Here is a 25350-nt window from a genome sequence, read left to right on the forward strand (position 1 = left end):
GAGCAACTGCAAACATCCAGACAATAAAAAACGCCAGCAAGCTGGCGTTTTTAATGTGTCGCGTATCGGATGGGGTTCCGACCAGGCTTAGCCCAGCAGGGTAGCCCAACCTTCTACCACGTCACCGCCCCACTTGGCTTTCCACTCTTTCAGCGTCTTGTGATTGCCACCTTTGGTTTCAATCACTTCACCGTTGTGCGGGTTTTTGTACTGCTTGACCTTGCGAGCACGTTTGGTGCCGGTAGTTTTCACAGCGCCGCGCGGTGCTTTAACTTTGGATTCCGGATCCAGCAGCGCGATGATGTCACGCAGGGATTTGGAGTATTCGCCCATCAGGGTGCGCAGTTTGCCTTCAAATTCCAGCTCGGTTTTCAGCTTGTCGTCTTGCGACAGGTTCTTCAAACGGGCTTGCAGCTCTTTGATAGCTTCTTCGGTGGCGCGGTATTCGTTGATCAGAGACATGTGGACTACCTTATGTAGAACGCTGATTGACAGGGTGAGTGGCCTAATAATAGTCAGGCAATTTCATCAAGTAAACATTTAAGCAGCTATTCGGGTGAATTAGAGTGAAGTTTTTCGCAGCGCTGTGCAGTCGAGTTAATTAGTGGGGCGCGCGGCTAAAAACAATCAGCTTAATTCTGCTAAGTGCCGAGCGTGCGTGTGTAAGGCCATATAACGGTGGTAAAACCTTACGCTATTAAGGGGTGTTGCCAGCGCCGGGGATCAGAATAAGGCACAAGGAGTACTGCAGTTTTTCTGCGCAATCGCTAGAATGGCGGCCTTTGCGAAGTTCTGGAGTTTCCCCCTAATGCGCACTTTTCGGCTGGTGATTGCTTGCCCGGACCGGGTTGGCATCGTTGCCAAGGTCAGTAACTTTCTGGCTTCTCATAACGGTTGGATCACCGAGGCGAGCCATCACTCGGATGATCTCAGCGGTTGGTTTTTCATGCGTCACGAAATTCGTGCCGATACCTTGCCTTTTGGTCTGGAAGCTTTTCGTGAGGCGTTTGCGCCGATCGCCGAAGAGTTTTCGATGACCTGGCACATCACCGACACAGAACAGAAGAAACGTGTCGTGCTGATGGCCAGCCGTGAATCCCACTGCCTGGCGGACCTGCTGCACCGCTGGCACAGCGATGAACTCGATTGCGAGATCGCCTGTGTAATCTCCAACCATGACGACCTGCGCAGCATGGTCGAGTGGCATGGCATCCCCTATTACCATGTGCCGGTCAACCCGCAGGACAAGGAGCCCGCATTCGCCGAGGTATCGCGCCTGGTCAAGCAGCACGATGCCGACGTGGTGGTGCTGGCGCGCTACATGCAGATCCTGCCGCCGGAACTGTGCCGCGAATACGCCGGCAAGGTGATCAACATTCACCACAGCTTCCTGCCGTCGTTCGTGGGGGCCAAGCCTTATCACCAGGCGTCCCTGCGCGGTGTGAAGCTGATCGGCGCGACCTGTCACTACGTCACCGAAGAGCTGGACGCCGGTCCGATCATCGAGCAGGACGTGGTGCGCGTCAGCCATAGCGACAGCATCGAAGACATGGTGCGTTTCGGCCGCGACGTCGAGAAGATGGTGTTGGCCCGTGGCTTGCGTTATCACTTGGAAGATCGCGTATTGGTGCACGGCAACAAGACCGTGGTGTTCTGACCGACGCGTTTTGATTGAACAAGCAGGGGCCCGGGAGTAAAACTCTCCGGGCCCTTTTCATTTTCAGGAGGCGGCCATGACCGACCCACTCGACAAGGCGACTTCCAGGCCACCCGCTACCGTGGGCGAGGGCTGTCTGAGTCGCTACGACCCGGACGCGCTGGATGCGCAGGATGGTACTGACTTTCCCGGTGCTGCCCAGTTGTGGGAACAGTTGCAGGATGAGAAGCCGCCCGCTGCTCCCGAAAAAGACACTTGAGCAGCGGCTTGCCCACCATCAACAGAAACACTGGCGCACCGGCCAGCAGATAGAAGTAGTAGGTCACTGCCCGCCAGATCAGGATGGCCGCCGCCGCCGTGGCGTTGCCCACCATCGGCGCGAGCAATGCCGCCGACGTCAACTCCGCCGCCCCGGCCCCGCCTGGCAGCAGGCTGAATTGCCCGGCGGTCAATGACAGCATCTGGATCAGGAAGCTCCAGGCCCACTGCACCTGCCCACCCAGGCCACGCAGCGCCAGGTACAACACGCTGTAGCGTAATAACCAATGCAGGCTGGTCAGCGCGAACACCCCGAGCAGAGTGCTCCAGGGCAATTTCAGCGTTTGGGTGAATGCCGCAAGAAAGCGCAGCAACCGGCGGGCCCAGCGCCGGCGGGTGCCGACGCGCACCTTCATGGCCTTGAGTGCCCGTCCGGCCAGGCGAATCAGGCGGCGATGAAAGCGCACCACCAACACGCAGCCGACGATTCCACCGACCATCGACACGGCACTGAGCCCCAGCAGCCCTTCCAGGCGTGGGCTGAGCGTATGGAACAGCGCATACAGCACGATGCCCACCAGTGCGCAGAAAAAGAACAGCAAGTCACTCAACTGGTCCATGGCAAACACCGCGCTGCCATGGGCGGGCCGTATGCCGTTGCGTGCCAGCAGTCCCATCAGCGTCAGTGGTCCGCCGCTGCCGCCTGGGGTCGCGCACGTGGCGAATTCGGTCGATATCACCACGCCCAGGCTTTTGCGCCATCCCAACCGACTGCGCTGCTGGCCAAGCAACAAGCGCAGGCGCAGGCTGTTGATCAACCAGCAGCCGATGATCATGACAAACATCCCCAGTAACTGGGGCAGGGGGAACTGGCGCAGGCGCGCAACGGTTTCGCCGCCACCCAGCCACACCGGGATCACCAGTGCGACCATCAGCGCCAGCACCAGCCAGATCAGCCGGCGCATGGCAGCGTCGACAGCCACGCGGATTTGGTCTGTGGCGTGCGTCCATCGTCAAGCAGGCGCTCCAGGGTTTGCAGCCAGTAATCACGGGAAAATGCGTGACGCATATCGACGGGGTGCAACCCTAATCGGATCACCGGTGCGCACTGCCAGCGCTGTTCGCGTCGATCGCTCAAGACCCTGGACATGCCTCGGCGCCACGCACTGCGCGCGCTCCACACCAGGCCCGGGGCGTGGATGGGCGTGAAGTCAGGCAGGCGATACAGGTGCTGCGGGTCGCTGGTGTAACTCAGCGGTAGCTGGCGCAACGCCAGCCGCGTGCCCTGGCTCATCAACCAGGCGGGAGCGACAAACCCTTGCAGGGGCCAGTCATTGCGCTGGAATACCTCGATGCCGTCGGTCAAGCGCCGCAAGGCCTCGGCCTCGGACAACTGGTAGAACTCGCCCTCATGGGTATAGATGCGCCGCATGAACCATTGCCGTGGCGTACGCGGCCGGGGTTGGTCGTCGCAGTGGTAATACCCGTGCAAGGTGAGTTCATCGCCTTTGGCTACACGGTTGTCGAGCAGGCGGCGGAAGTCTGCATGGGCGGCCAGAGCGTTGTGATGATGAAAGTCCGGAACGACCAGCCAGGTGATAGGGACATTGCCGAGGGCATCGACAGCCTCGACAAAGGGCCGGTAATCGGCCCACGTGCTCGGCGCCACGTCGTGCAGCACCAGCATGACCGATCGTTCAACCATGGGCGAGCATCGGCTTTTGTGTGCCGAGCACGGCGTGGTAATGCCCCAGCAGGCTGTCCACCACCGCATCCCACGCGTAATGCTGTTCGACATGGCGCCGGGCCTGTTCTCCCAGACGGCGGCTGTCGGCGCCAAACAGTTCGCATACCGCATCGGCCATCGCCTTGGGGTTGTTGGGCGCGCAGAGCAGGCCGCAGCGCTCGTCGACAATCTCAGTGAAGGCCCCGGCCGCCACGGCGACCACCGGAATGCCGCAGGCCATGGCTTCCAGAATGACCAGGCCGAAGGTTTCCTGGTCACCGCCATGCAGCAACGCATCGGCACTGGCCATCAGGCGGGCAACATGATCGGCCGGGCGGAAGCCATCGACTACGGTGACATTGTCCGGCACATTGGCCGGCATGCCGGAACCCACCAACAATAAGTGATAGCCCTCGCCCAGGCGCTTCATGCAGTTGAGCAGCACCGGCAGGTTTTTCTCCTTGGAGCCACGCCCGGCGAAAATCAGCAGCCGGGTGTCTTCATCGATCCCCAGTTCGGCGCGCAGGCCGGGGTCGCGCACGGCGGGGGTAAAGGTTTGCAGGTCGACGCCCAGGGGTTGCACGAAGACATTTTTCACCCCAAGCCCGATGAGTTTGTCGGCCATCACCTGGCTGGGAGCCAGTACCCGGTCAAAATTCCCATAGAGTTTGCTGACATAAGCTTCGACGTTGGGGGTAAACCAGGCGCCCATGCGGTTACGCACCAGCAGGGGAAGATCGGAGTGATAAAAGCCGATGACGGGCACATCCAGCTGGCGCCGGGCGTCCAGGGCCGCCCAGGCGGTCAGGTAGGGATCGCCGACCTCGATCAGATCAGGCTGCAAATCGTGCAGGACATTTCGCCAAGGCGCCAGGCGCAGCGGAAAGCGGTAGCCTTTGCCGAAGGGCAGCGGCGGCGCCGGCACCTCGAAAATACCATCGCGCTCACTCAAATGGGCTCCCGGCACCAATAGGCTGTGGCGAATGCCGGGCTTGAGCGCCAGGCGCCGGTGCTTGGCGTCCAGATAAGTGCGCACGCCACCGCTGGCCGGGGCGTAGAACATGGTTATGTCAGCGATATGCACGATGAACATCCCTCCGATCCATTGCTCTCCTTAACGTGGACCTGAGGTAAGGATAGATGTTCGATCGGGATTGGTGTCGTGCTGCGTGTTCGAGCTTGAAATGATGGGGGAGGGGCTTGCCCTGATACCAGTCAGTTAAGCGAACACCGCCCTCTGTAGGAGCGAGCAAGCTCGCTCCTACAAAAAGCCTTAGCTGACTGGTATCAGGGCTTGTTCCCGATGGCGGTGTGTCATCTCCCTCATCGGGGCATAGGTATCTACACACCTCCGTAGCACCTGACCGTAACCACGATGCGAAGTGAGCCGCTGTAAAAGCGGAACCGTTAGCAGCCGTTACCGCAGAAACGGATATGTACTCGGTCTGATCCAATATCCTGGCCGGCCCAGAGGCCGCCATCGGGGGCAAGCCCCCTCCCACATTTTTACCGAGTACCGCCAAGCTCCTCTGTGTATCAGATGCGGAAGCTGCCCACCAATTGCTTCAGGCGGGCGGCTTGCCGTTCAAGGTCGGTGCAGGCGCGCAGCGTCGATTGCAGGTTTTCCACGCCTTCCTGGTTGAGGGTGTTGATTTCAGTAATGTCCATATTGATCGACTCCACGACGGAGGTCTGCTCCTCGGTGGCGGTGGCCACGGACTGGTTCATTCCGTCGATCTCGCCAATACGCTGGGTCACGCTGTTCAAGCGCTCGCCGGCCAGGTTGGCGATTTCCACGCTGTCCTGGCTGTGGCGCTGACTTTCACTCATGGTGCTCACCGAGTCGCGGGCGCCGACTTGCAGTTCCTCGATCATCTTCTGCACTTGTTGCGCCGATTCCTGGGTGCGATGCGCCAGGTTGCGCACTTCATCGGCCACCACCGCGAAGCCGCGACCGGCTTCACCGGCACGCGCGGCCTCGATGGCGGCGTTGAGTGCGAGCAAGTTGGTTTGCTGGGAAATACTGGTGATCACTTCAAGGATCTGGCCGATGTTCACCGTCTTGCTGTTCAGTGCTTCGATATTGCTGCTGGAGGCGCTGATCATGCTCGACAGCTGGGTCATGGCCTTGATATTGCGGTCTACCACCTGCTGGCCGTCTTCGGCCAAATGCCGCGCATCACTGGCCTGACTGGAGGCCTGCGCCGCGTTACGCGCGATTTCCTGGGCGGCAGCGCCCAGTTGATTGATCGCAGCAGCGACGCTGTTGGTGCGGTTGGCCTGTTCGTCTGAGTTGACCATCGACGAGTTGGACGCGCTGACCACCCGCAATGCCACTTCATTGACCTGCTCGGTGGCCGACGACACTTCGCGGATCGAGGTGTGAATGCGTTCGACGAAACGGTTGAACGCGGTGCCCAGGGTGCCGAACTCGTCGTGGTTCTGGATGGTCAGGCGCCGGGTCAGGTCGCCTTCGCCGTCGGCAATATCCTGCATGGCGCGGGTCATCACGTGCAGCGGTTGCAGCAACACGCGGATCAGCATGCCCAGCAACGCGATGATGATCACCACGGCGATGAGGGTGGCGATGACCGCCGACGTGCGGAACTCGGTGAGCATGGCGAACGATTTGGCTTTATCCACCGAAATGCCCAGGTACCAGTTTACCGATGGCAGGCCCTTGATCGGGGTAAACGTGACGATATTGGTCTTGCCATTGGCCTGCACTTCGCTGAAATCAGCGCTGATCTTCGGCGTGTCCTTGGGGTACACGTCAGCCAGGGTCTTCATGACCAGGGCCTTGTCCGGGTGCACTAGCACTTTGCCATCTGCACTGACCAGGAACGCGTAACCCATGCCGCCCAAGTCCAGCGCGCCAACGTTGTCCACCAGGGTTTGCAGGCTCAGATCGCCGCCCACCACGCCGATGCTCTGGCCGGCCTTGGTACTCGGTGTGGCGATGGAAATAATCAGCTGCCCCGTGGCCGCGTCGATATAAGGCTCGGTCAGGGTCGCGCCGTTGCTGGCCTGGGCGCCCTTGTACCAAGGGCGCACACGCGGGTCGAAACCGTCGGGCATCTTGGTGTCAGGGCGGATGGTGAACGTGCCCTGGCTGTCGCCGACGTAGGTTGCCATGAACGATGATGTCAGGGCTTTCTGTTCCAGCAGGCTGGCAACCACGGACGGTTCGGGGTTGAGGGCGATATTCTGCGCGGCGTTTTCGACCAGCGCGATACGCCCGGTGAGCCAGGTCTGAATACTGCCGGCGGTGACGTCGCCCATTTCATGCAGGTAGCTATTGAGATCGTCACGAATCGCATTGCGCTGAAGGTAGTCGTTATAGAGGGTAAACAACGCAAAGGCGGCGATGACGATAAGGGAGGCTGCAAGCAAAATTTTATGGCTGAAGCGCAGGTTTTTATTCATGGCTTGTAGGGTCCGCTAAGGTCTTGATATCCAGGGCGCGCCCTGTACAAGAGGCGCAAAATGGCAGCGTTAAAAAAGGTGTGATATTTCTGGTGATAGCTCCGTTGGTCCATGTCGGAATTATCTGGCCGTTTTTTAGTCTTTGTCGGGCTTACATACGTCTATATCGACCTCGCGGCATTAAAGATTAACCATAGGTGACGAAATGCCTGACTCCACACAACTGCTTATCGGCGCCGGCCCAGATGGCCAGCCCATCGCCCAGCCCATGCGCCTGGCCAACCGTCACGGGCTGATCGCCGGTGCCACGGGGACTGGCAAGACCGTCACCTTGCAGCGCCTGGCGGAAGCCTTCAGTGATGCGGGCGTGGCGGTATTCGCCGCCGACATCAAGGGCGACCTTTGCGGCCTGGGCGCGGCGGCCAATCCCCAGGGCAAAGTCGCCGAACGCATCGCCGGGATGCCCTTCCTTAATTACGCGCCGAAGGCTTATCCGGTCACGCTGTGGGATATCCACGGGCAGTCCGGTCATCCGTTGCGCACCACCATCAGTGAAATGGGCCCGTTGTTGCTCGGCAGCCTGCTGGAACTCACCGACAGCCAGCAGTCGGCGCTGTACGCGACATTCAAGGTGGCCGACCGGGAAGGCCTGTTGCTGCTGGACCTGAAAGACCTCAAGGCATTGCTCAACCACTTGCGTTATCACCCTGAACTGTTAGGCGACGATGCGGCGCTGATGACCACCGGTTCCAGCCAGGCGTTGTTGCGGCGTCTCGCGGTGCTGGAGCAGCAGGGCGCCGAAGCCCTGTTCGGCGAGCCGGCCCTGCAGCTCGAGGATATTTTGCAGCCCGCCGGCGACGGGCGCGGCCGTATCCATCTGCTGGACGCCAGCCGCCTGGTGCATGACGCGCCGAAGGTCTATGCGACCTTCCTGTTGTGGCTGCTGGCGGAACTGTTCGAGCAGTTGCCCGAGCGCGGTGATGCGGAAAAACCGCTGTTGGCGCTGTTTTTCGATGAGGCGCACCTGTTGTTCGCCGACACGCCCAAGGCGTTGCAGGACCGTTTGGAGCAGGTGGTGCGGTTGATTCGCTCCAAAGGCGTGGGCGTGTACTTCGTCACGCAATCGCCGGGCGACTTGCCAGACACAGTGCTGGCGCAACTGGGCTTGCGTATTCAGCATGGCCTGCGGGCATTCACCACCAAAGAGCAAAAATCCCTGCGGGCGGTGGCGGACGGTTTCCGGCCCAACCCGGCCTTCGATGCCCTGGCGGTGCTGACCGAGTTGGGCACCGGGGAGGCGCTGGTGGGCACCTTGCAGGAAAAGGGCACGCCGGAAATGGTCCAGCGGGTGCTGGTTGCGCCGCCACAGTCGCGGATCGGGCCGCTGACCGAGGCTGAACGTGCGGCGTTGATCGCCAGTTCGCCGCTGCAGGGCCGTTATGACAAGCCGATTGACCGCGAATCAGCCTACGAGGTGCTGATGGCGCGTAAGGACTTGGGGCCGAGCGAGGAGGCCAAACCTGCGGCTCAAGCGCCCAGCTTCACCGACAAGGCCGGCGCGTTCCTGGGAACCGCGGCAGGCAAGGCGCTGAAATCGGCCATGCAGCAGGCCGCCAATCAGATGGGGCGGCAGTTGGTGCGCGGCTTGCTGGGCTCGTTGCTGGGCGGCAGCAAGCGCAAGTGAGGCTCAGGGTTTGGGCCTGGCATGGGCGGCCAGCCGTTGCAGGGCCGCGCGCAGCCCCGGATCGTTGATCCCTTCGGCCGTGGCCTGGAGGGTTTCGGCTGCATTGTCCGACAGGTCCATTGTATGTCCCGCCGTGCTGCGCAGCACGGTGGGCGGCTGGACCTTGAACTGGATACGCACCAGGCCGGCAAACTCATCGAACACCATCAATTGGCGCAGCAGGCGTTTTTGCTGATAACGCAAACGGGTCGCCCAGTGGCCGTCAGTGACAATTAACAGCAGATTGCCTTCACGCCAGGACGCCACATGACAGTGTTCGCGCGCGGCCGGCTGCAGCTGGCTTTCGAGCAGGCGTTGCAAATGCCCCAGGCGCTGCGCGTGGCCAAAGATGGCTCTCAACGGCTTGGCTTCGCGAAGCAACACGCCGGGAGCGCGGGCTGGAAGAGGGCGAAATGCCATGTTTAGACACCTTAGGTAACAGAGCGAGCATCTTAACAGAAAGCGCCTGTGGGCCCCGAACCCATGCATCGGCAGGGCTTTTCCCGTGAAATCAATAAGTAACTTCAGCGCTTGATGGGTTGAAAGTCCAGCAAAAGTCCTTATTTTAAACAAGCCCTCTCACATCGCCGTGCCCGCATCCGGGAACAACGCCACTTTCCTCACCCACGATTCCGGGTAGAATGCGCGTTCGCATGCGGCCGTGAGGGCTGCTCGGGCCACTCACGGTGCGCCCTCCATCCCTATGTGTGGAAGAACCTGCCGATATGTTTGCGCCTTTGTTAAAGAAACTTTTTGGAAGCAAGAATGAGCGCGAAGTCAAACGCATGCTCAAGACGGTGCAGCTGGTCAATGCCTTCGAAGAGCAGATGGTTGCCCTGTCGGACGAGCAATTGCGCGCCAAGACCCAAGAGTTCAAGGCCCGCATAGCCAAAGGTGAAACCCTCGACAAGCTGCTTCCCGAAGCCTTTGCGGTTGCCCGTGAAGCCGGTAAGCGCGTCATGGGCATGCGCCACTTCGACGTCCAGTTGATCGGCGGCATGACCTTGCATGAAGGCATGATTGCCGAAATGCGTACCGGTGAAGGCAAGACCCTGGTGGCAACTCTGGGTGTTTACCTCAACGCATTGTCCGGCAAGGGCGTGCACGTTGTGACGGTGAACGACTACCTGGCTCGCCGCGACGCCAACTGGATGCGCCCGCTGTATGAATTCCTCGGCCTGACCGTCGGCGTGGTAACGCCGTTCCAGCCGCCGGAAGAGAAGCGCGCCGCCTACGCCGCCGACATCACCTACGGCACCAACAACGAATTCGGTTTTGACTACCTGCGCGACAACATGGCGTTCAGCATGGAAGAAAAATTCCAGCGCGAACTCAATTTTGCCGTGATCGACGAAGTCGACTCCATCCTGATCGACGAAGCCCGTACCCCGCTGATCATCTCCGGCCAGGCCGAAGACAGCTCGCGCCTGTACACCGAGATCAACAAGTTGATCCCGCGTCTGGAGCAGCACATCGAGGAAGTCGAAGGCGTGGTGACCAAAGAAGGTCACTTCACCATTGACGAGAAGACCCGTCAGGTCGAACTCAACGAAGCCGGTCACCAGTTCGTCGAAGACATGCTGACCCAGATCGGCCTGCTGGCCGAGGGCGAGAGCCTGTATTCGGCGCATAACCTGGGCCTGCTGACCCACGTGTATGCCGGCCTGCGCGCCCACAAGCTGTTCCATCGCAACGTCGAATACATCGTCCAGGACGGTCAGGTGGTACTGGTCGACGAACACACCGGCCGGACCATGCCCGGTCGTCGCTTGTCCGAAGGCCTGCACCAGGCCATCGAAGCCAAGGAAGTGCTCAACATCCAGGCCGAAAGCCAGACGTTGGCGTCCACCACCTTCCAGAACTACTTCCGTCTGTACAACAAACTGTCCGGCATGACCGGTACGGCCGACACCGAAGCGTTCGAATTCCACCAGATCTATGGTCTGTCGGTGGTGGTCATCCCGCCGAACAAGCCACTGGCGCGTAAAGACTATAACGACCTGGTGTTCCTGACCGCCGAAGAGAAATACGCGGCGATCATCAACGACATCAAGGACGGCATGGCCAAGGGCCGCCCGATCCTGGTGGGTACCGCGACCATCGAGACGTCCGAGCACGTGTCCAACCTGCTCAACAAGGAAGGCATCGAGCACAAGGTCCTCAACGCCAAATTCCACGAGAAGGAAGCCGAGATCATCGCCCAGGCCGGTCGCCCCGGCGCGCTGACCATCGCCACCAACATGGCCGGTCGTGGTACCGACATCCTGTTGGGCGGTAACTGGGAAGTGGAAGTGGCCTCCCTCGACAACCCGACCCCCGAGCAGATCGCCCAGATCAAGGCCGACTGGCAGAAACGCCACCAGGCCGTGCTGGAATCCGGCGGTTTGCAGGTGATCGCGTCCGAGCGTCACGAATCGCGCCGTATCGACAACCAGTTGCGTGGTCGTGCCGGTCGCCAGGGTGATGCCGGTTCCAGCCGTTTCTACCTGTCCCTGGAAGACAGCCTGATGCGTATCTTCGCCTCGGATCGGGTGAAGAACTTCATGAAGGCCCTGGGCATGCAGTCCGGGGAAGCGATCGAACACCGCATGGTGACCAACGCGATCGAGAAGGCCCAGCGCAAGGTTGAAGGCCGCAACTTCGACATTCGCAAGCAACTGCTTGAGTTCGATGACGTCAACAACGAACAACGTAAAGTGATCTATCACATGCGTAACACGTTGCTGGCCGCCGACAACATTGGCGAAACCATCGCTGACTTCCGCCAGGACGTGCTCAACGCTACCGTCAGCGCGCATATCCCGCCGCAGTCGCTGCCTGAGCAGTGGGATGTGGCCGGTCTGGAAGCTGCCTTGAAGAGCGACTTCGGGGTCGACCTGCCGGTTCAGCAGTGGCTGGACGAAGACGATCACCTGTACGAAGAGACGCTGCGCGAGAAGCTGATGACCGAGCTGCTGGCCGCGTACAACGAGAAAGAAGAGCAGGCGAGTGCCGAAGCACTGCGCACCTTCGAGAAGCAAATCGTTCTGCGCGTGCTGGACGACCTGTGGAAAGACCACCTGTCGACCATGGATCACTTGCGCCACGGTATCCATTTGCGTGGCTATGCCCAGAAGAACCCGAAGCAGGAGTACAAGCGCGAGTCGTTCACGTTGTTCTCCGAGCTGCTGGATTCGATCAAGCGCGATTCGATTCGCGTGCTGTCCCATGTTCAGGTGCGTCGCGAAGACCCGATCGAGGAAGAAGCACGTCTGCGTCAGGAAGCCGAGGCACTGGCGGCCCGCATGCAGTTCCAGCATGACGAAGCGCCAGGCCTGGATGCGCCTGAGGTGTTGGGCGAAGAGGTCGATGTGGCCCTGGCTCAAACCCCGGTACGCAATGATCAGAAGCTGGGCCGCAACGAGTTGTGCTACTGCGGTTCGGGTAAGAAATTCAAACACTGCCACGGCCAGATCGAATAAGATTTTCGCCTGACGCTGCAACATCCTGCGCCGCGACCGGCATCAGCCGTCGCGGCGTTTTGCCATTAATTCCCCGTCGACAGTGACGGCACACACATCCTCTCTCTCAAGGAGCGCATACATGGCTGTTGGTCTTGGTCCTTTGCCCACATTGCACCCGGTCGCCGGTTTTGAACTCGGCATCGCTTCGGCCGGTATCAAGCGTCCAGGGCGCAAGGATGTGGTGGTGATGCGTTGTGCCGAAGGCTCGACCGTCGCCGGTGTGTTCACCCTCAACGCCTTTTGCGCGGCGCCGGTAATCCTGGCCAAGCAACGTGTGGCCGGGTCGATTCGTTACCTGCTGACCAACACGGGTAATGCCAATGCCGGTACCGGCGAGCCTGGCCTGGTCGCTGCTGCGCGCACCTGCGCCAAGCTGGCTCAGTTGACCGGTGTAGACGCCAGCCAGGTGCTGCCGTATTCCACCGGCGTGATCGGTGAGCCGCTGCCGGTGGAGAAAATCGAAGGCGCCCTGCAAGCCGCGCTGGATGACCTGTCTGTGGATAACTGGGCGGCGGCGGCCACCGGCATCATGACCACCGACACCTTGCCCAAAGGCGCGAGCCGTCAGTTCGTGCACGACGGCGTGACCGTGACCGTGACCGGTATCAGCAAGGGCGCGGGCATGATCCGTCCGAACATGGCCACCATGCTCGGTTATATCGCCACCGATGCCAAAGTTTCCCGTGAGGTGTTGCAGCGCCTGATGCTGGACGGCGCCAACAAGTCGTTCAACCGCATTACCATCGACGGTGACACCTCCACCAACGACTGCTGCATGCTGATCGCCACCGGCCAGGCTAACCTGCCGGAAATCACCTCCACCGAAGGCCCGCTGTTTGCGGCGTTGAAGCAGGCGGTATTCGAAGTGTGCATGGACGTGGCCCAGGCCATCGTGCGGGACGGCGAGGGCGCGACCAAGTTCGTGACCGTTGAAGTCAACGGCGGCGGCAATCACCAGGAATGCCTGGACGTGGGTTACACCGTGGCGCACTCGCCGCTGATCAAGACCGCCTTGTTCGCGTCCGACCCGAACTGGGGCCGCATCCTCGCAGCCGTTGGTCGCGCCGGGGTGCCTGACCTGGACGTGAGCAAAATCGACGTGTTCCTCGGCGACGTGTGCATTGCCAGCCGTGGCGCCCGCGCTGGAACCTATACCGAAGCCCAGGGCTCGGCAGTGATGCAGCAGGAAGAAATCACCATCCGCATCGAGCTGGGTCGCGGCGAGTGCAGCGAAACCATCTGGACCACGGACCTGTCCCACGAGTACGTGAAGATCAACGCGGAATATCGCACCTGAAAGTAGGAGCGAGCTTGCTCGCGAAAAACTCAACGCCACCGCGTTCATCCAGGGTGTACGCGTTATGGTTGACGTTCTTCGCGAGCAAGCTCGCTCCTACAAGGGTTATAACGAGAGGGAGCAGTGGCGGTGAAACGAGTGCATGTAGCAGCAGCGGTGATCCGCGGTGTCGATGGCAGGATCCTGCTGGCACGCCGCGCCGATACTCAGCATCAAGGCGGCCTCTGGGAGTTTCCCGGCGGCAAGGTGGAGGCTGATGAGTCGGTCGCCACGGCCTTGTCCCGCGAATTGCAGGAAGAACTGGGCATCCAGGTCACCACGGCGCGGCCGTTGATCCAGGTGCAACACGACTACCCGGACAAGCAGGTGCTGCTGGATGTCTGGGAGGTCTCGGCCTTCACCGGCGAGCCCCACGGCGCTGAAGGGCAGCCGTTGGAATGGGTGACGCCACGGGACCTCGTCAACTATGCGTTCCCGGCGGCGAATGCGCCGATTGTCGCCGCTGCGCGCCTGCCCGCCGAATACCTGATCACCCCTGGCGAGCTGGAGACCCCGACCCTGTTACGTGGCATCCAGAAGGCTGTTGCAGGTGGCATCAAGCTGATTCAACTGCGCGCACCCAACGGCTACGACCCCAAATACCGTGATCTGGCGGTGGATGCGGTGGGCCTGTGTGCCGGCAAGGCGCAATTGATGATCAAGGGGCCGTTCGAATGGCTGGGGGATTTTCCCGCAGCTGGCTGGCACATGACCTCGGCGCAATTACGCAAATATGCGAGCAAGGGCCGTCCGCTGCCTAAGGATCGTTGGCTGGCGGCTTCTTGCCACAATGCGCAGGAGCTGGCGCTGGCGGAATTGATGGACGTGGATTTCGTCACGCTGTCACCGGTTCAGCCGACTCAAACCCATCCCGAGGCCCTGCCGTTGGGTTGGGAGCAGGCGGCCGAGCTGATCCGTGGGTTCAGCAAGCCGGTGTTTCTATTGGGCGGCGTTGGGCCTGCGCAGCGGGAGCAGGCGTGGGAGGTTGGGGCGCAGGGTGTGGCGGGGATTCGGGCGTTTTGGCCGGGGGATTGATGTTGCTTTGACGGGCGCTATCGGGGGCAAGCCCCCTCCCACACTTGATTTGTGAACACTTTCAAAATGTGCGAGGGGGCTTGCCCCCGATGAGGCCCTGCCAGACACCGGAAAATATCAGTGTGGCTTGGCCGCCGCCTGCCACAACACTTCAGCAACCCCCTGGCGCCTGGCAATCACCCTGGCCGCCACGAACAGCAAGTCCGACAACCGATTGATATACGCCAACCCCACCCCCTCCAACGGTTCCACCGCATTCAAATGCTGACAGCGACGTTCGGCACTGCGCGCCAGGCTGCGGCACACATGTGCCTGGGCGATCAGTGCTGAACCGCCGGGCAGGATAAAGTTCTCCAGCGGCCCCACCTCTTCGTTCCACCGATCAATGGCCGCTTCCAGCCGATCCACTTCCGCTGCAGTCAACGCTTTGTACACCGGCATCGCCAGTTCGCCGCCGAGGTCGAACAATCGATGCTGACAGGGCGTGAGCACTTCAATGACATCGTTCAATTCGGGGTGCTTGCCGCTCTGTTCTTCCAGGTTGGCCAAGAGCAACCCCAGCTGACTGTTCAGCGTATCCACCTCGCCAATGGCCTCCACCCTGGGGTGATCCTTGGGCACGCGGCGGCCGTCGCCGAGGCCGGTTTCGCCCTGGTCGCCGGTGCGGGTGTAAATCTTCGACAGGCGAAAGCCCATGGTCATTGCTCCAGTTGGGTGAGTTCAGCAGGGGATAATTGGCTGCCGGCCAGCGGCAGGCGCAAGGTGAAACACGTGCCTTGGCCGAGGGTTGAGTGCACTTCCATCTGGCCCTTGTGGTTATTGGTAATGATGAAGTAAGACACCGACAGCCCAAGCCCGGTGCCCTGGCCTATTTCCTTGGTGGTGAAGAACGGCTCGAAGGTGCGTTTGCGCACGTTTTCGCTCATGCCGATGCCATTGTCTTCCACCTGGATCTCGGCCCAGGGCGGGTTGAGGCGGGTGCGCAGGATGATGCGCCCCGGTTCGCTGTCGTCTTCACGCAAGTGAATCGCCTGGGCGGCGTTTTTCAGCAGGTTGAGCAGCACTTGCTCCAGTTCGTTGGCCGTGCCGGGCACCGGGCCCAGTTGCGGGTCGAATTGGCGGATGATCGCCTGGCCCTTGAAGTCAAAACCGATGGCCAGGTCGAAATCGTTACCGGCGATCTCCACGGCCTGGTCGATCAGGGCCGGCAGGTCGCAGGGGGCCATTTGCCGATTGCTGCGCCGGCTGAAGCTGAGCATGTGCGTGACGATTTTCGCTGCACGCGCACCCGCCTGTTGAATGCCGTCGAGTAATTGCGGGACTTCGCGCGCTTGCAGGTAACGGTTGACCGTTTCCAGTTCGATACCTGCCTGTTCGGCGTGTTCCAGGTTCCTGGGCAGGTCGGGTGACAGGCGGCGCCGGATGTTTTGCACGTTGTGCAGGATCGCGCCCAACGGATTGTTGATTTCATGGGCCATGCCGGCAGCCAGGCCGCCCACCGACAGCATTTTTTCCGATTGCACCATCATTTCTTCCAGGGACAGGCGCTGGGTGATGTCGTCGATGCGAATCACCACGCCACGCCCGGCACCGCCCATCAACGGGTAGAACGTCAGGGCGTAATGCTTTGGCTCGTCGTCCTTGACCCAGGTGACCCGCTCGATCCGCTCCACCGTGTGCTGTTCCACCGTGGCCTTGATCTGCGGCAGGTACGGCTTGAGCGGTTGGAATGCGAGGAAGATCGGTTGATTGAGCGCTTCATCCAGGCGCGTGCCGGAAAGCGCAGTGGCTTCCTGATTCCACTGAGTGACGTAGAGCTGTTCGTCCAGGGCAATCAGCGCCGAAGGCATTGAGTCGATAATGCTGTTCAGGTAATTCTGAAAACCGGTGAGCTTTTTCTCGATTTTGCTGCGCACCTGGACTTCCAGTTCCAGCTTGCGGTTGGTATGGCGGGTCTCTTCAGCCAGGCCCTGGGCCTGGTCGTAGGCGGCCTGGGAATCATCCCGTGCACGTTTGAGCTGTTGTTCACGGGCCTCGATGCGCGACAGCATGGTGTTGAACGCTTCCGCCAGGCTGCCGATTTCGTCATGGTTGCCGGGGCCTGCGCGCAGGGCGTAGTTCTCTTCGCGCGTCACCTGGCGTGACAGTTCTTCGAGCTCATGGATGGGGCGGGTGATCAGGCGTTTGATCTGCCGGGCAATCACCAGCCACAGCAAGACGCTGAAAATCAGGATGCCCAGGCTCGCGGTCAGGGTGCCGGTATAGAACGCCACCGGTAGCTCACTGCTGGCCACCAGCAGTAAATGCCCTGACGGCTGGCCGGCGCGGGGCAGGCTGATGACCTGATTGCTGCGAAACTCGGTGATGCGCCAGGCCTCGATATGCCGATAGTTGTCGGGCAGGTGCAGGCGGTCGCCGTGCTGCATATGCGCCAGACGATTGCCCTCGCCGTCGTACAGAGCGGCGGCGCGCAACGGTGAATAGCTGGTCAGTTCATTGAGCAGCGCGTTGGCCTTGGCCGGGGATTGAAGGGCTTCGGCGGCGAGTGCCGGGTTGGACACCAGTCGACCGATGGCCTGCAAGGCCTGGGGCGCCATGCTTTCCTGGGAGATCCAGTAGGCGGCGCTGATAAAGGTCAGGTTGGCCACCAGTAATACGGTGGTCAGCAGTACCAGCAGGGCGGCCAGCAATTTCTGCCCTACCGGTAAGTTTTCAAGACGCTGGCGCAGTGGCATCAGGTTTTTCGCAGGCAATAGACATAAGGCAGGGTAGCGCGTGCCTCAGTCGCGGGGCAATCGGCGTGCAACCAAGTGCTCGATCAAACGCGCCTGCACCTGCTGCAGATGCGGCAGCACCCGTCGATGGCGGGCGGCCGCCTGGCAGGCGTAGCCCAGTAAGTAGCTGATTTCGGTACGCCGCGCGTTCGCCACGTCCTGGTACATGGACGAGTAGTTGGCCGCAGTGGCCTGGATCACCCGCTGCACTTCACTGTGCAAATCCTGCGCAGCCGCAGGCTGGCCGCACCACTCCAGCAGTTCGGTCAATTCGGCGCACAAGGTGGCGACTTCGCATTGATGAGCCTGCAGGCCTCCGTTGCGGCACTGGTAAAGCACGGTCAGCGGGTTGATCGCGCAATTGAGCGCCAGCTTGCGCCACAGTCGCGTAAGGATATCGGCGCTCCATTCATGGGGAATGGCAGCGGCCTGCAAGTCCGCCAGCCACTGCGGCGCGGTGGGGTGCGCCGTGTCCCCCAGCCAGGTGTAGCCGTGGCCGGCAAATACCACGCGCCACTCGCCATCGCGGAACGCGCCTTCGGTGCTGGAGGCAAAGATGCAACGCGCCTGCGGCAACTGCGCGGCCACCGCATCCTGGCTGCCGAGGCCGTTTTGCAGCAGGATCAGTTCCGCGTCGGGCACCAGGCGATGTTGCACCTGTGCGACGGCGCTTTGGGCATCGTAGGCTTTGCACGCCACCAGCAGGCGATGGATTGGTTCGGGACTGTCGGGCGTTTCGCCGGTGACCCGGTAGGTGTGCGCAATGCCTTGTTCAACCAGGGTCAGGCCCGCCCCCGACGCATAGCTGGCCAGGCGCGCCTGATCGCGCAGGATAAGCCGCACCGGCACACCCGCCCGCGCCAACCGCGTGGCCCAGAGGGTGCCCAGGCTACCGGCGCCGAGAATATGCCAGGTGGTCGCCATCAGTGTGTGCTCCTTAGGGTCGCCAGCGGTGAACGCGGCGAAAGAACCGCTATAATGCCCCGGCATTTTAGCTCGGGCGCGCTCCATCTCTACTGAGCCCGCCCCTTATATTGGAGAAATGACATGCCTTCGTTCGACGTGGTATCCGAACTGGACAAACACGAAGTCACCAACGCCGTCGAAAACGCCGTCAAGGAACTGGACCGTCGCTATGACTTGAAAGGCAAGGGCAGCTTCGAATTCAAGGAAAAGGAACTGACCGTCAACCTGACCGCTGAAGCCGATTTCCAGCTGGAAGCGATGATCGAAATCCTCAAGCTGGCCCTGGTCAAGCGCAAGATCGACGTGCAGTGCCTTGAAGTCAAGGACGCTTACGCTTCCGGCAAGCTGATGAAGCAGGAAGCCGTGCTCAAGGAAGGCATCGACAAGGAACTGGCGAAGAAGATCGTCGCCCACATCAAGGATGCCAAGCTGAAGGTCCAGGCTGCCATCCAGGGCGAGCAGGTACGTGTCACCGGCAAGAAGCGTGATGACCTGCAAGAGGCCATTGCGGCCCTGCGCGCCAAGACCTTCGACATGCCGCTGCAGTTCAATAACTTCCGCGACTGATGGCAGTTTGGGGAACCTGTGGGCGTTTTTGACGTCCCACGGCGCAGAATCGGCGCCTACAATTGAGCCCTACGGGGCTCAATTGCGTTTTCAGGCAGTCAATCAAGCCGCATATCCGCTAAGACAGGAGAAGCTACATGGATTTAAACGCAGAAGTGGATCACTTGATCAAGACCTCGCAGTCCTGGATCCCGATGATCATGGAATATGGCAGCCGGGTACTGCTGGCCGTTATCACCCTGGCCATCGGTTGGTGGTTGATCAACGTGTTTACCCACCGCGTAGGGCGCCTGCTGGCGCTGCGTAACGCCGACCTGGCGCTGCAGCACTTCATCACCAGCCTTGCGAACATTGCGCTGAAAGTCATGCTGATCGTCAGCGTGGCGTCGATGATCGGCGTGGCAACCACCTCGTTCGTCGCCGCCATCGGTGCGGCTACCCTGGCGATCGGCCTGGCATTGCAAGGCAGCCTGGCCAACTTCGCCGGCGGCGTGCTGATTCTGCTGTTCCGCCCGTTTCGCATCGGTGACTGGATCGAAGCCCAGGGCACCTCGGGGACCGTCGACAGTATCCAGATTTTCCACACGGTGCTGCGTACCGGCGACAACAAGACCGTAATCGTGCCGAACGGCATCCTGTCCAACGGCATCATCACCAACACCAACCGCCAGCCGACTCGCAAGGTGGTGTTCGATGTAGGCGTGGACTACGAGGCTGACCTGCAGAAAGCCCGTGAAGTGTTGCTGGAACTGGCCAAAGACCCGCGCGTACTGGCCGACCCGGCCCCCGCTGCAGTGGTATCGACCCTGGGCGATAGCTCCATCACCGTTTCGCTGCGTTGCTGGACCAAAACTGCGGATTACTGGGATGTTGTGTTCATGCTCAATGAACTGGCGCGCGACCGTTTGAAAGCGGCGAACATTGATATTCCGTTCCCGCAGCGCGTTATTCGCGTGATGCAGGAAGCCCCGGCGAAGTGATAAGCAGTGCCGCATTTAAGTTGGCCGATAGGTCAGCTTAAATGCAACAGTGGAATAGCGTTATTGGATGGCTTGACTGAATAGTTACTTAGCTTGCTAGTTACTTGTCCGTTGAAATATAACTGCCATAAAAAAGCCGCTCCCTTGTAATAGGGGAGCGGCTTTTTATTCAAGGTCGAAACCTCAAGTCATCGTTGCAACGGCTTGCGCGATTACAGGATGTTCAGCGGGTAGTTCGCGATCAGACGCAGTTCGTCGATCGAAGGCGAACCGTAGTAAACGCCGTCACCGGAACGATAGGTCGCTTGACGCAGACGCAGGCTGAGGTTTTTAGCCGGGCCGCTCTGGATCACGTACTTGGCTTCGATGTCACGTTCCCACTCTTTACCGTTGCTGGTGGTGGCCGTGTTGGCGCCGCTACCGGTGACGTAACGGGTCATGAAGCTCAGGCCGGGAATGCCGAAGGTCGCCATGTTGATGTCGTAACGCGCCTGGTAGGACTTCTCGCCTTCGGCGTTGAAGTCGGAACGGGCGATGGAGTTGGCCAGGAACACGGTGCCGCCGCCATCTACGCCATAGCCGTAGTCGCCGTCGCCGGTAACCTTCTGCGCAGCCAGGGTAAAGGTGTGAGCGCCGATGGTGTACGCGCCCTGCAAGCTGAATGCGCGGTTGTCGAGCTTGGTCACGCCATCTTTCTCGGCGCGCTGCAGGCCGGCACCATCGCTCTTGGTGTCGTAGATGTTGAAGTCCAGCGCGAACGACTGGTCATCGCTCAGGGCATGGGTCCAGTTCAGGTTGCTGTAGTACTTGCGGAAGTAATCTTCGGTTTTCGCGTAGTACAGGCTACCGGTGACTTCAGGCGTGAAGGCATAGACGCCGCCGACAAAGTCGGTCTTCGTCAGGCCCAGGCTGTCGTGGTAAGTCTGGCTCTGCGCGACGCTGGAAGTGAAGTGACCGCCTTCGAGCTTCAGGCCCTTGATCTCGTTGCTGGTGATCGAGATGCCCTGTGGCAGCTCGGGCAGCAGACGGCTGTCATCGGAGGCGAAGACCGGTGCCGTAGTGTACTGGTCACCGATTTTCAGCACGGTATTGGAGATACGGAACTTGACCGCGCCGCCGCCTTTGGAATATTCGTCTTGCGAGCGACCGTCGGAACCGGTGGGGAACAGGCCGGTGCCGGCGCGGCCCTTGCCGCTGTCGAGCTTGAGGCCCATCAGGCCGATCACGTCGACACCGACACCCACGGTGCCCTGGGTGAAGCCCGATTCGTACAAGGCGTTGAAGCCCAGGCCGGTTTCTTCGGCACGGCTCTTGGAGCCCGGGCCCGACGGGTTGTTACGGAAGTCGCGGCTGAAGTACAGAGCGCGAGTATTGATGCTGAAAGTGCTGTCTTCAACAAAGCCCTTGGAATCGTCCTGGGCGGACGCCATTGCGAACTGCGAGGTGCCTGCTGAAACAGCCAGGGCGATCATGCTCCACTTCATCACGCGCATCGTGATTTGCTCCTTTGGTTTTAGGAAGAGTACTGCCGTCCCACCTGTATTTTTATCTGGGCGGCTCTTTCTTTATTTGTGTCGGCGCAAAGTTATCTCACGCCGGCTCTATTGACGATACTGACTCAACTATCCTTTCAGCTTCTTTACGAGGCTGTCGTAAATTGCTAGCTCCGTGTCGCAAATCACAGCCCGGCTATCACCCGGCTGACAACTTCAATGTTCTCTTCAAACGGGTTAAAAGTTTGAAACTCATCCCTGGTACACATCGAAACGCTATTGTTTCCTATCGCGAAACCCTGGCATCCACCCAGTGTCGTTGCCGACGATAGTGAGGTGAATGCAACAAGCGTGCACAAAGCACTGACCGAATGTCATTTTTTCGTGAAAAACGTTACGGGAATGTAAAAACCGCATAAGCACGGGCTTTTTAAACCGTTTGGTTCTCGCTTGGCGCGCGGGTGTTACCCCCTTTTGGTAGGCCACCAAACCCGCACCTGAGCAAAACGTTACCTATTGACCCTCCAAGTGGGTAGGTGCTGGACCTCTTTGAGGCACGGCTGGGTCATTTTGGTGCATCCCTTCGAAGCCCGAGTTAGGGTGGTTCAAGTGTCCCGCTGCCTCGAAAGGGTGCGTGCAGGCGATCCATTTGCCTCAAGGCTTCCTGCGCATTCACCGTGAAGCCGTGAGCATTCGGCGTTATGCTGGGCGCCTGAATTGACCTGCCGAACGGAGTGCCTACGTGTTCGCTTTAGATCAACGCCTGCAACAAGACACATTGGCCATCGGGGACTTTCCGCTTTGCCGCCTGCTGCTCTCCAATGATGCGAATTACCCCTGGTTCATCCTGGTACCGCGTGTCAACGGTATCAGCGAAGTGTTTCAGCTGGATGTCGCCGATCAACAGACGATGTGGCAGGAAACGACGAGCCTCGCACAGCTGCTGAACGAAGGCCTGGCCGCCGACAAGATGAACATCGGCGCGCTGGGCAACGTCGTCAGCCAGTTGCATGTGCATGTGATCGTGCGCAAGCGCGATGACGCAGCCTGGCCGGCGCCGGTGTGGGGCAAGCATCCGGCCCGTCCCTACAGCGCGGAGCAAGTGGTGGCGATCCGCAGTCGATTGCGTGAATTACTGCCCGCCGACTTCATTTTTACCCAGGACTGAACCATGGACCTGCAAGAACGCGTCACCGATCTGGAAAGCCGCCTGGCCTTCCAGGACGACACCATCGAAACCCTCAATGACATTCTGGTCGCCCAACAGCAAGCCGTGGAGCGCCTGCAATTGCAGATGATCGCGTTGCTCAAGCGCCAGGAAGAGATGGGCGGCCAGTTTGAAACCTCGGAAGAAGAAGCACCGCCGCCGCACTATTGAATGAGCGCGCAATAAAAAACCGCGATCCAGCCAACGCCGGATCGCGGTTTTTTTTGCAGCGCAGGCTGGAATCAGCGACGCGGCAGGGCAGCGATTACATCTTCAGCTTGCAGGCCTTTGTCGCGGTTCATCACCGAGAACTCCACGCGCTGGCCTTCGACCAGGACGCGGTGGCCTTCACCGCGGATAGCCCGGAAGTGGACGAAGATATCGTCGCCCGAGTCGCGCGAAATGAAGCCGAAGCCTTTGGAGGTATTGAACCACTTGACGGTCCCGGTATCCCGGTTGGTCATGTCGTAATTTTGCGACGCGGCCGCTGGGGACGAACGGTAGAAGCTGATGGCCAGGTGAAGAACGATGGCGACCACCGCAATCACCAGGCTGAGCAGGATGGCCGGGTGGCCGCCCACTTCAGGCATGGGTGCCAGCAGGGTGAGGGTTTGAACGACAACGGTCAGTACCAGCAGCGCGCTGACCAGGTTTTGCAGTTGATGACGCGTGCCTTTGTTCCAGTAAGGAATTACCGGTGCCAGTGTCAGGTTGAGAAGGCCGAACAAGGCCAGGTATAGAGCGTCGTGTTGTTGCAGGTAGGGCAGGCTTTCAGGCTGCAGGCTCGGGATAAAGGACAGCAGCAAAGCTGCAACGCCCGTTAGCAGGTGGACGATTTTCAACATTTTGATTAACTCACGTTAAGACGGATCACAAGGAAGAGCTGACTGGCACGGTTCGCTTCTGAACAATGGGAGGCGTTGAGCACGTGCGCGGGTATCAGCCTATGAGGCGTGCCGCAGAAATGAACGGCAGCCACACGGCGCCTATTTAACAGCAAAGGCTGTGCCTACTCAAATCAAGCATTTCGGGGTGTTGCAATCGCGGCGGCATTTTTGCGCCGAAGGCTTGTCCTAGACGGGTGCAGGTAATTTGAGCGGCCTTTCGAGCGTTTTCCTACAGGACAACAGGCTCGCCGGCCGCTGCCTCGCAAGCGATGCGGGGCGATTTGCCGCACATCGCCTGGACGTGCCGGGCTGCACGAGGCCCGCACTCTTGCTAGAGTGGTCCTGCACCTGATCAATGAATGCTCATCAATTGAAGGGGAAAAACATGGCAATCGATATTGGTATCAGTGAAGAAGACCGTAAATCCATCGTCGACGGACTTTCGCGGTTGCTGTCCGATACCTATGTACTGTATCTGAAGACCCACAACTTCCACTGGAACGTCACGGGTCCCATGTTTCGTACGCTGCACCTGATGTTCGAGGAGCAGTACAACGAACTGGCGCTGGCGGTGGATTCCATTGCCGAGCGGATCCGTGCCCTGGGCTTCCCGGCGCCGGGTGCCTACTCGATCTATGCCCGCCTGTCTTCGATCAAGGAAGAAGAGGGTGTGCCGAGCGCCGAAGAGATGATCAAGCAGCTGGTGGCCGGCCAAGAGGCCGTCACTCGCACCGCACGTGGCATTTTCCCGTTGCTCGACAAAGTCAGCGATGAACCGACGGCGGACCTGTTGACCCAGCGTATGCAAGTGCACGAAAAAACTGCCTGGATGCTGCGCTCGCTGCTCGAAAACCAGTAATCGTCGAACCGCGTGGCGTCTGCAGGGCGCCACTCACTGGTTTCCCTGCACTTCCTGGCGTTGTCCTACGACTCCCAGCTCCCGCGTCTTCTGGCCGCTCTTGTGTTCCTGCGGTTTTATAGGCCTACCGTCCAATGGGACAAACCCATGGACTGCTGTTTGGCAAGGGAGTGTCAGGTGTATGTCATGTGGAGTGGGTAAGGGCGTGGAAACCGGTGGTTTTCACAAGATAAAGGTCGATCCCTTCGCTAAAGGGTTCGACATGGGGCTCGCCAAACCCTTATCGCGGTCGGTGCGCCTCAATGGGTTTTCCACGTGCCTGCGGCTTGAACAGATCTATTGGAATATCCTGACGGAAATAGCCAGGATCAATACCTGCTCGGTCAGCGCGTTGTTGTCCTACGTCGACCGCGAAGTGCATCTGCGTTATGGCGGTGTGAAGAACTTCAGCGGGCTGGTGCGGGTGGTGTGCGTCGTTCACCTGTTGAAAGATCGCCTTGGCGCCTCCGGGGCAGTGTGACTGGATGGCTCCAGGGCCCGGCCCGTCCTTCTGGCGGGCCGGGCCTCGGGCAGAAAGCCGGCTGCGCTGCCTCGATTTACCAGATATAATCCCGCGCTTTGCTGCGCATGCCGGGCTATATGCACAACGGCAGGGCGTGGCGCAGTCACGATCTGATCGCCGAGACATCTCCATGCCCATGTACGACTATCAATGTGCTTCCTGTGGTCATCAGTTGGAAGTCATTCAGAAGATCAGCGCCGCGCCGTTGGTCGATTGCCCAGCCTGCCAGGCACCTGAGTTGAAAAAAATGTTGTCCATGCCGGGCTTCCGCCTGAGCGGCAGCGGCTGGTACGAGACCGATTTCAAGACCGGCGCCAAGAAGAACCTGGCGGGCGGCGACAAAGCAGACTGAGTTGAACTCTACGCGCAGGCTCCTGCATTATCCGTCCCC

23 protein-coding genes and 1 pseudogene are annotated in these 25350 nt (G+C 60.1%); 12 read left to right on the plus strand and 12 right to left on the minus strand.

All coding sequences use genetic code 11. From position 1 onward, the window contains the following. Nucleotides 1-87 precede the first annotated feature (87 nt). Entirely contained in the window at nucleotides 88-462 is a 375-nt protein-coding gene (gene mvaT, locus BFQ04_RS01775; protein WP_003175830.1) for a histone-like nucleoid-structuring protein MvaT, read from the minus strand. Between the two features lie 346 nt (nucleotides 463-808). On the opposite strand from mvaT, the gene purU reads away from it, so the two are divergent. Next, entirely contained in the window at nucleotides 809-1657 is an 849-nt protein-coding gene (gene purU, locus BFQ04_RS01780) for a formyltetrahydrofolate deformylase (RefSeq protein ID WP_019821236.1), read from the plus strand. Between the two features lie 116 nt (nucleotides 1658-1773). On the opposite strand, the gene BFQ04_RS01785 is transcribed toward purU, so the two are convergent. The 5 genes and pseudogenes from BFQ04_RS01785 to BFQ04_RS30265 form a co-directional block, all read right to left on the minus strand. Further along, nucleotides 1774-2880 carry a lysylphosphatidylglycerol synthase transmembrane domain-containing protein gene (locus tag BFQ04_RS01785; protein WP_065949448.1) on the minus strand — a complete coding sequence of 369 codons (1107 nt, stop codon included), beginning with the start codon at nucleotides 2878-2880 and terminating at the stop codon, nucleotides 1774-1776. Continuing rightward, nucleotides 2868-3620: a DUF2334 domain-containing protein gene (locus BFQ04_RS01790; RefSeq protein WP_065949316.1), complete on the minus strand. Its 753-nt coding sequence runs from the start codon at nucleotides 3618-3620 to the stop codon at nucleotides 2868-2870. Before BFQ04_RS01790 ends, BFQ04_RS01785 begins: the two co-directional genes overlap by 13 nt. Beyond that, on the minus strand, nucleotides 3613-4725 hold the full coding sequence (locus BFQ04_RS01795) for a glycosyltransferase family 4 protein (protein ID WP_371914477.1): 1113 nt from the start codon (nucleotides 4723-4725) through the stop codon (nucleotides 3613-3615). The genes BFQ04_RS01790 and BFQ04_RS01795 overlap by 8 nt, the downstream gene beginning before the upstream one ends. 452 nt (nucleotides 4726-5177) lie before the next feature. Next, complete coding sequence (locus BFQ04_RS30260) at nucleotides 5178-5942, minus strand: methyl-accepting chemotaxis protein (protein ID WP_371914478.1); 765 nt, start codon at nucleotides 5940-5942, stop codon at nucleotides 5178-5180. A 93-nt stretch (nucleotides 5943-6035) separates the two neighbouring features. Then, nucleotides 6036-7067: pseudogene (locus tag BFQ04_RS30265) on the minus strand (cache domain-containing protein); the annotation flags it as partial. Between the two features lie 205 nt (nucleotides 7068-7272). On the opposite strand from BFQ04_RS30265, the gene BFQ04_RS01805 reads away from it, so the two are divergent. Continuing rightward, complete coding sequence (locus BFQ04_RS01805) at nucleotides 7273-8751, plus strand: helicase HerA-like domain-containing protein (RefSeq protein ID WP_065949319.1); 1479 nt, start codon at nucleotides 7273-7275, stop codon at nucleotides 8749-8751. 3 nt (nucleotides 8752-8754) lie between these two features. Here the strand turns inward: BFQ04_RS01805 and BFQ04_RS01810 are convergent, their stop codons facing one another. Next, entirely contained in the window at nucleotides 8755-9210 is a 456-nt protein-coding gene (locus BFQ04_RS01810) for a DUF721 domain-containing protein (RefSeq protein ID WP_065949320.1), read from the minus strand. Between the two features lie 305 nt (nucleotides 9211-9515). Here BFQ04_RS01810 and secA point away from each other — a divergent pair, with 305 nt between their 5' ends. The 3 genes from secA (at nucleotide 9516) to BFQ04_RS01825 (ending at nucleotide 14664) form a co-directional block, all read left to right on the plus strand. Then, the gene (gene secA, locus BFQ04_RS01815; RefSeq protein ID WP_065949321.1) at nucleotides 9516-12251 is read left to right on the plus strand and encodes a preprotein translocase subunit SecA; all 2736 of its coding nucleotides are present in this window, start codon (nucleotides 9516-9518) and stop codon (nucleotides 12249-12251) included. Nucleotides 12252-12372: 121 nt separating this feature from the next. Beyond that, the gene (argJ, locus tag BFQ04_RS01820) at nucleotides 12373-13590 is read left to right on the plus strand and encodes a bifunctional glutamate N-acetyltransferase/amino-acid acetyltransferase ArgJ (RefSeq protein ID WP_065949322.1); all 1218 of its coding nucleotides are present in this window, start codon (nucleotides 12373-12375) and stop codon (nucleotides 13588-13590) included. Between the two features lie 129 nt (nucleotides 13591-13719). Then, entirely contained in the window at nucleotides 13720-14664 is a 945-nt protein-coding gene (locus BFQ04_RS01825) for a Nudix family hydrolase (protein WP_065949449.1), read from the plus strand. Nucleotides 14665-14781: 117 nt separating this feature from the next. Here BFQ04_RS01825 and BFQ04_RS01830 read toward each other — a convergent pair whose 3' ends face one another. The 3 genes from BFQ04_RS01830 to BFQ04_RS01840 are packed head-to-tail and all read right to left on the minus strand — an operon-like array spanning nucleotide 14782 to nucleotide 18362. Then, nucleotides 14782-15360 carry a cob(I)yrinic acid a,c-diamide adenosyltransferase gene (locus tag BFQ04_RS01830; RefSeq protein WP_065887594.1) on the minus strand — a complete coding sequence of 193 codons (579 nt, stop codon included), beginning with the start codon at nucleotides 15358-15360 and terminating at the stop codon, nucleotides 14782-14784. A 2-nt stretch (nucleotides 15361-15362) separates the two neighbouring features. Next, a complete protein-coding gene (locus BFQ04_RS01835; protein ID WP_065949450.1) occupies nucleotides 15363-17399 on the minus strand; it encodes a sensor histidine kinase in 2037 nt (678 codons plus the stop codon). Nucleotides 17400-17444: 45 nt separating this feature from the next. Beyond that, on the minus strand, nucleotides 17445-18362 hold the full coding sequence (locus tag BFQ04_RS01840) for a putative 2-dehydropantoate 2-reductase (protein ID WP_065949323.1): 918 nt from the start codon (nucleotides 18360-18362) through the stop codon (nucleotides 17445-17447). A 123-nt stretch (nucleotides 18363-18485) separates the two neighbouring features. On the opposite strand from BFQ04_RS01840, the gene BFQ04_RS01845 reads away from it, so the two are divergent. After that, nucleotides 18486-18971, plus strand: coding sequence for a YajQ family cyclic di-GMP-binding protein (locus BFQ04_RS01845; RefSeq protein ID WP_003193880.1), 486 nt, complete (start codon nucleotides 18486-18488; stop codon nucleotides 18969-18971). Nucleotides 18972-19108: 137 nt separating this feature from the next. Continuing rightward, the gene (locus BFQ04_RS01850) at nucleotides 19109-19951 is read left to right on the plus strand and encodes a mechanosensitive ion channel family protein (RefSeq protein WP_065949324.1); all 843 of its coding nucleotides are present in this window, start codon (nucleotides 19109-19111) and stop codon (nucleotides 19949-19951) included. Between the two features lie 212 nt (nucleotides 19952-20163). On the opposite strand, the gene BFQ04_RS01855 is transcribed toward BFQ04_RS01850, so the two are convergent. Continuing rightward, complete coding sequence (locus tag BFQ04_RS01855) at nucleotides 20164-21444, minus strand: OprD family porin (protein WP_065949325.1); 1281 nt, start codon at nucleotides 21442-21444, stop codon at nucleotides 20164-20166. 742 nt (nucleotides 21445-22186) lie between these two features. On the opposite strand from BFQ04_RS01855, the gene BFQ04_RS01860 reads away from it, so the two are divergent. Together BFQ04_RS01860 and BFQ04_RS01865 are read left to right on the plus strand one after the other, a co-directional pair. Beyond that, nucleotides 22187-22612: an HIT domain-containing protein gene (locus tag BFQ04_RS01860; protein WP_065949326.1), complete on the plus strand. Its 426-nt coding sequence runs from the start codon at nucleotides 22187-22189 to the stop codon at nucleotides 22610-22612. Between the two features lie 3 nt (nucleotides 22613-22615). Beyond that, nucleotides 22616-22822 (plus strand): SlyX family protein, encoded by a 207-nt coding sequence (locus tag BFQ04_RS01865; protein ID WP_065949327.1) that lies wholly within the window; start codon nucleotides 22616-22618, stop codon nucleotides 22820-22822. 71 nt (nucleotides 22823-22893) lie between these two features. On the opposite strand, the gene BFQ04_RS30210 is transcribed toward BFQ04_RS01865, so the two are convergent. Further along, nucleotides 22894-23496 carry a cold-shock protein gene (locus BFQ04_RS30210; RefSeq protein WP_005790922.1) on the minus strand — a complete coding sequence of 201 codons (603 nt, stop codon included), beginning with the start codon at nucleotides 23494-23496 and terminating at the stop codon, nucleotides 22894-22896. Nucleotides 23497-23923: 427 nt separating this feature from the next. On the opposite strand from BFQ04_RS30210, the gene BFQ04_RS01875 reads away from it, so the two are divergent. From BFQ04_RS01875 to BFQ04_RS01885, 3 genes are all read left to right on the plus strand, one after another. Then, nucleotides 23924-24397 carry a Dps family protein gene (locus BFQ04_RS01875; protein ID WP_003193874.1) on the plus strand — a complete coding sequence of 158 codons (474 nt, stop codon included), beginning with the start codon at nucleotides 23924-23926 and terminating at the stop codon, nucleotides 24395-24397. 181 nt (nucleotides 24398-24578) lie between these two features. Continuing rightward, a complete protein-coding gene (locus BFQ04_RS01880) occupies nucleotides 24579-24917 on the plus strand; it encodes a ribbon-helix-helix domain-containing protein (protein WP_065949328.1) in 339 nt (112 codons plus the stop codon). A gap of 172 nt (nucleotides 24918-25089) precedes the next feature. Beyond that, nucleotides 25090-25311: an FmdB family zinc ribbon protein gene (locus BFQ04_RS01885; protein ID WP_065949329.1), complete on the plus strand. Its 222-nt coding sequence runs from the start codon at nucleotides 25090-25092 to the stop codon at nucleotides 25309-25311. Nucleotides 25312-25350: the final 39 nt, after the last annotated feature.

The organism is Pseudomonas sp. 37 R 15 (assembly GCF_900004865.1).
Taxonomy (GTDB): Bacteria; Pseudomonadota; Gammaproteobacteria; order Pseudomonadales; family Pseudomonadaceae; genus Aquipseudomonas; species Aquipseudomonas fluorescens_AM.

Coding starts and splice junctions, on each gene's coding strand:
- BFQ04_RS01875 (WP_003193874.1), top strand. CDS start 23,924: ATGGCAATCGATATTGGTATCAGTGAAGAAGACCGTAAATCCATCGTC.
- BFQ04_RS01830 (WP_065887594.1), bottom strand. CDS start 15,360: ATGGGCTTTCGCCTGTCGAAGATTTACACCCGCACCGGCGACCAGGGC.
- BFQ04_RS01840 (WP_065949323.1), bottom strand. CDS start 18,362: ATGGCGACCACCTGGCATATTCTCGGCGCCGGTAGCCTGGGCACCCTC.
- BFQ04_RS01865 (WP_065949327.1), top strand. CDS start 22,616: ATGGACCTGCAAGAACGCGTCACCGATCTGGAAAGCCGCCTGGCCTTC.
- BFQ04_RS01785 (WP_065949448.1), bottom strand. CDS start 2,880: ATGCGCCGGCTGATCTGGCTGGTGCTGGCGCTGATGGTCGCACTGGTG.
- BFQ04_RS01850 (WP_065949324.1), top strand. CDS start 19,109: ATGGATTTAAACGCAGAAGTGGATCACTTGATCAAGACCTCGCAGTCC.
- BFQ04_RS01835 (WP_065949450.1), bottom strand. CDS start 17,399: ATGCCACTGCGCCAGCGTCTTGAAAACTTACCGGTAGGGCAGAAATTG.
- purU (WP_019821236.1), top strand. CDS start 809: ATGCGCACTTTTCGGCTGGTGATTGCTTGCCCGGACCGGGTTGGCATC.
- mvaT (WP_003175830.1), bottom strand. CDS start 462: ATGTCTCTGATCAACGAATACCGCGCCACCGAAGAAGCTATCAAAGAG.
- BFQ04_RS01805 (WP_065949319.1), top strand. CDS start 7,273: ATGCCTGACTCCACACAACTGCTTATCGGCGCCGGCCCAGATGGCCAG.
- BFQ04_RS01885 (WP_065949329.1), top strand. CDS start 25,090: ATGCCCATGTACGACTATCAATGTGCTTCCTGTGGTCATCAGTTGGAA.
- BFQ04_RS01790 (WP_065949316.1), bottom strand. CDS start 3,620: ATGGTTGAACGATCGGTCATGCTGGTGCTGCACGACGTGGCGCCGAGC.
- BFQ04_RS30260 (WP_371914478.1), bottom strand. CDS start 5,942: ATGGTCAACTCAGACGAACAGGCCAACCGCACCAACAGCGTCGCTGCT.
- argJ (WP_065949322.1), top strand. CDS start 12,373: ATGGCTGTTGGTCTTGGTCCTTTGCCCACATTGCACCCGGTCGCCGGT.
- BFQ04_RS01855 (WP_065949325.1), bottom strand. CDS start 21,444: ATGCGCGTGATGAAGTGGAGCATGATCGCCCTGGCTGTTTCAGCAGGC.
- BFQ04_RS01810 (WP_065949320.1), bottom strand. CDS start 9,210: ATGGCATTTCGCCCTCTTCCAGCCCGCGCTCCCGGCGTGTTGCTTCGC.
- secA (WP_065949321.1), top strand. CDS start 9,516: ATGTTTGCGCCTTTGTTAAAGAAACTTTTTGGAAGCAAGAATGAGCGC.
- BFQ04_RS30210 (WP_005790922.1), bottom strand. CDS start 23,496: ATGTTGAAAATCGTCCACCTGCTAACGGGCGTTGCAGCTTTGCTGCTG.
- BFQ04_RS01880 (WP_065949328.1), top strand. CDS start 24,579: ATGTCATGTGGAGTGGGTAAGGGCGTGGAAACCGGTGGTTTTCACAAG.
- BFQ04_RS01845 (WP_003193880.1), top strand. CDS start 18,486: ATGCCTTCGTTCGACGTGGTATCCGAACTGGACAAACACGAAGTCACC.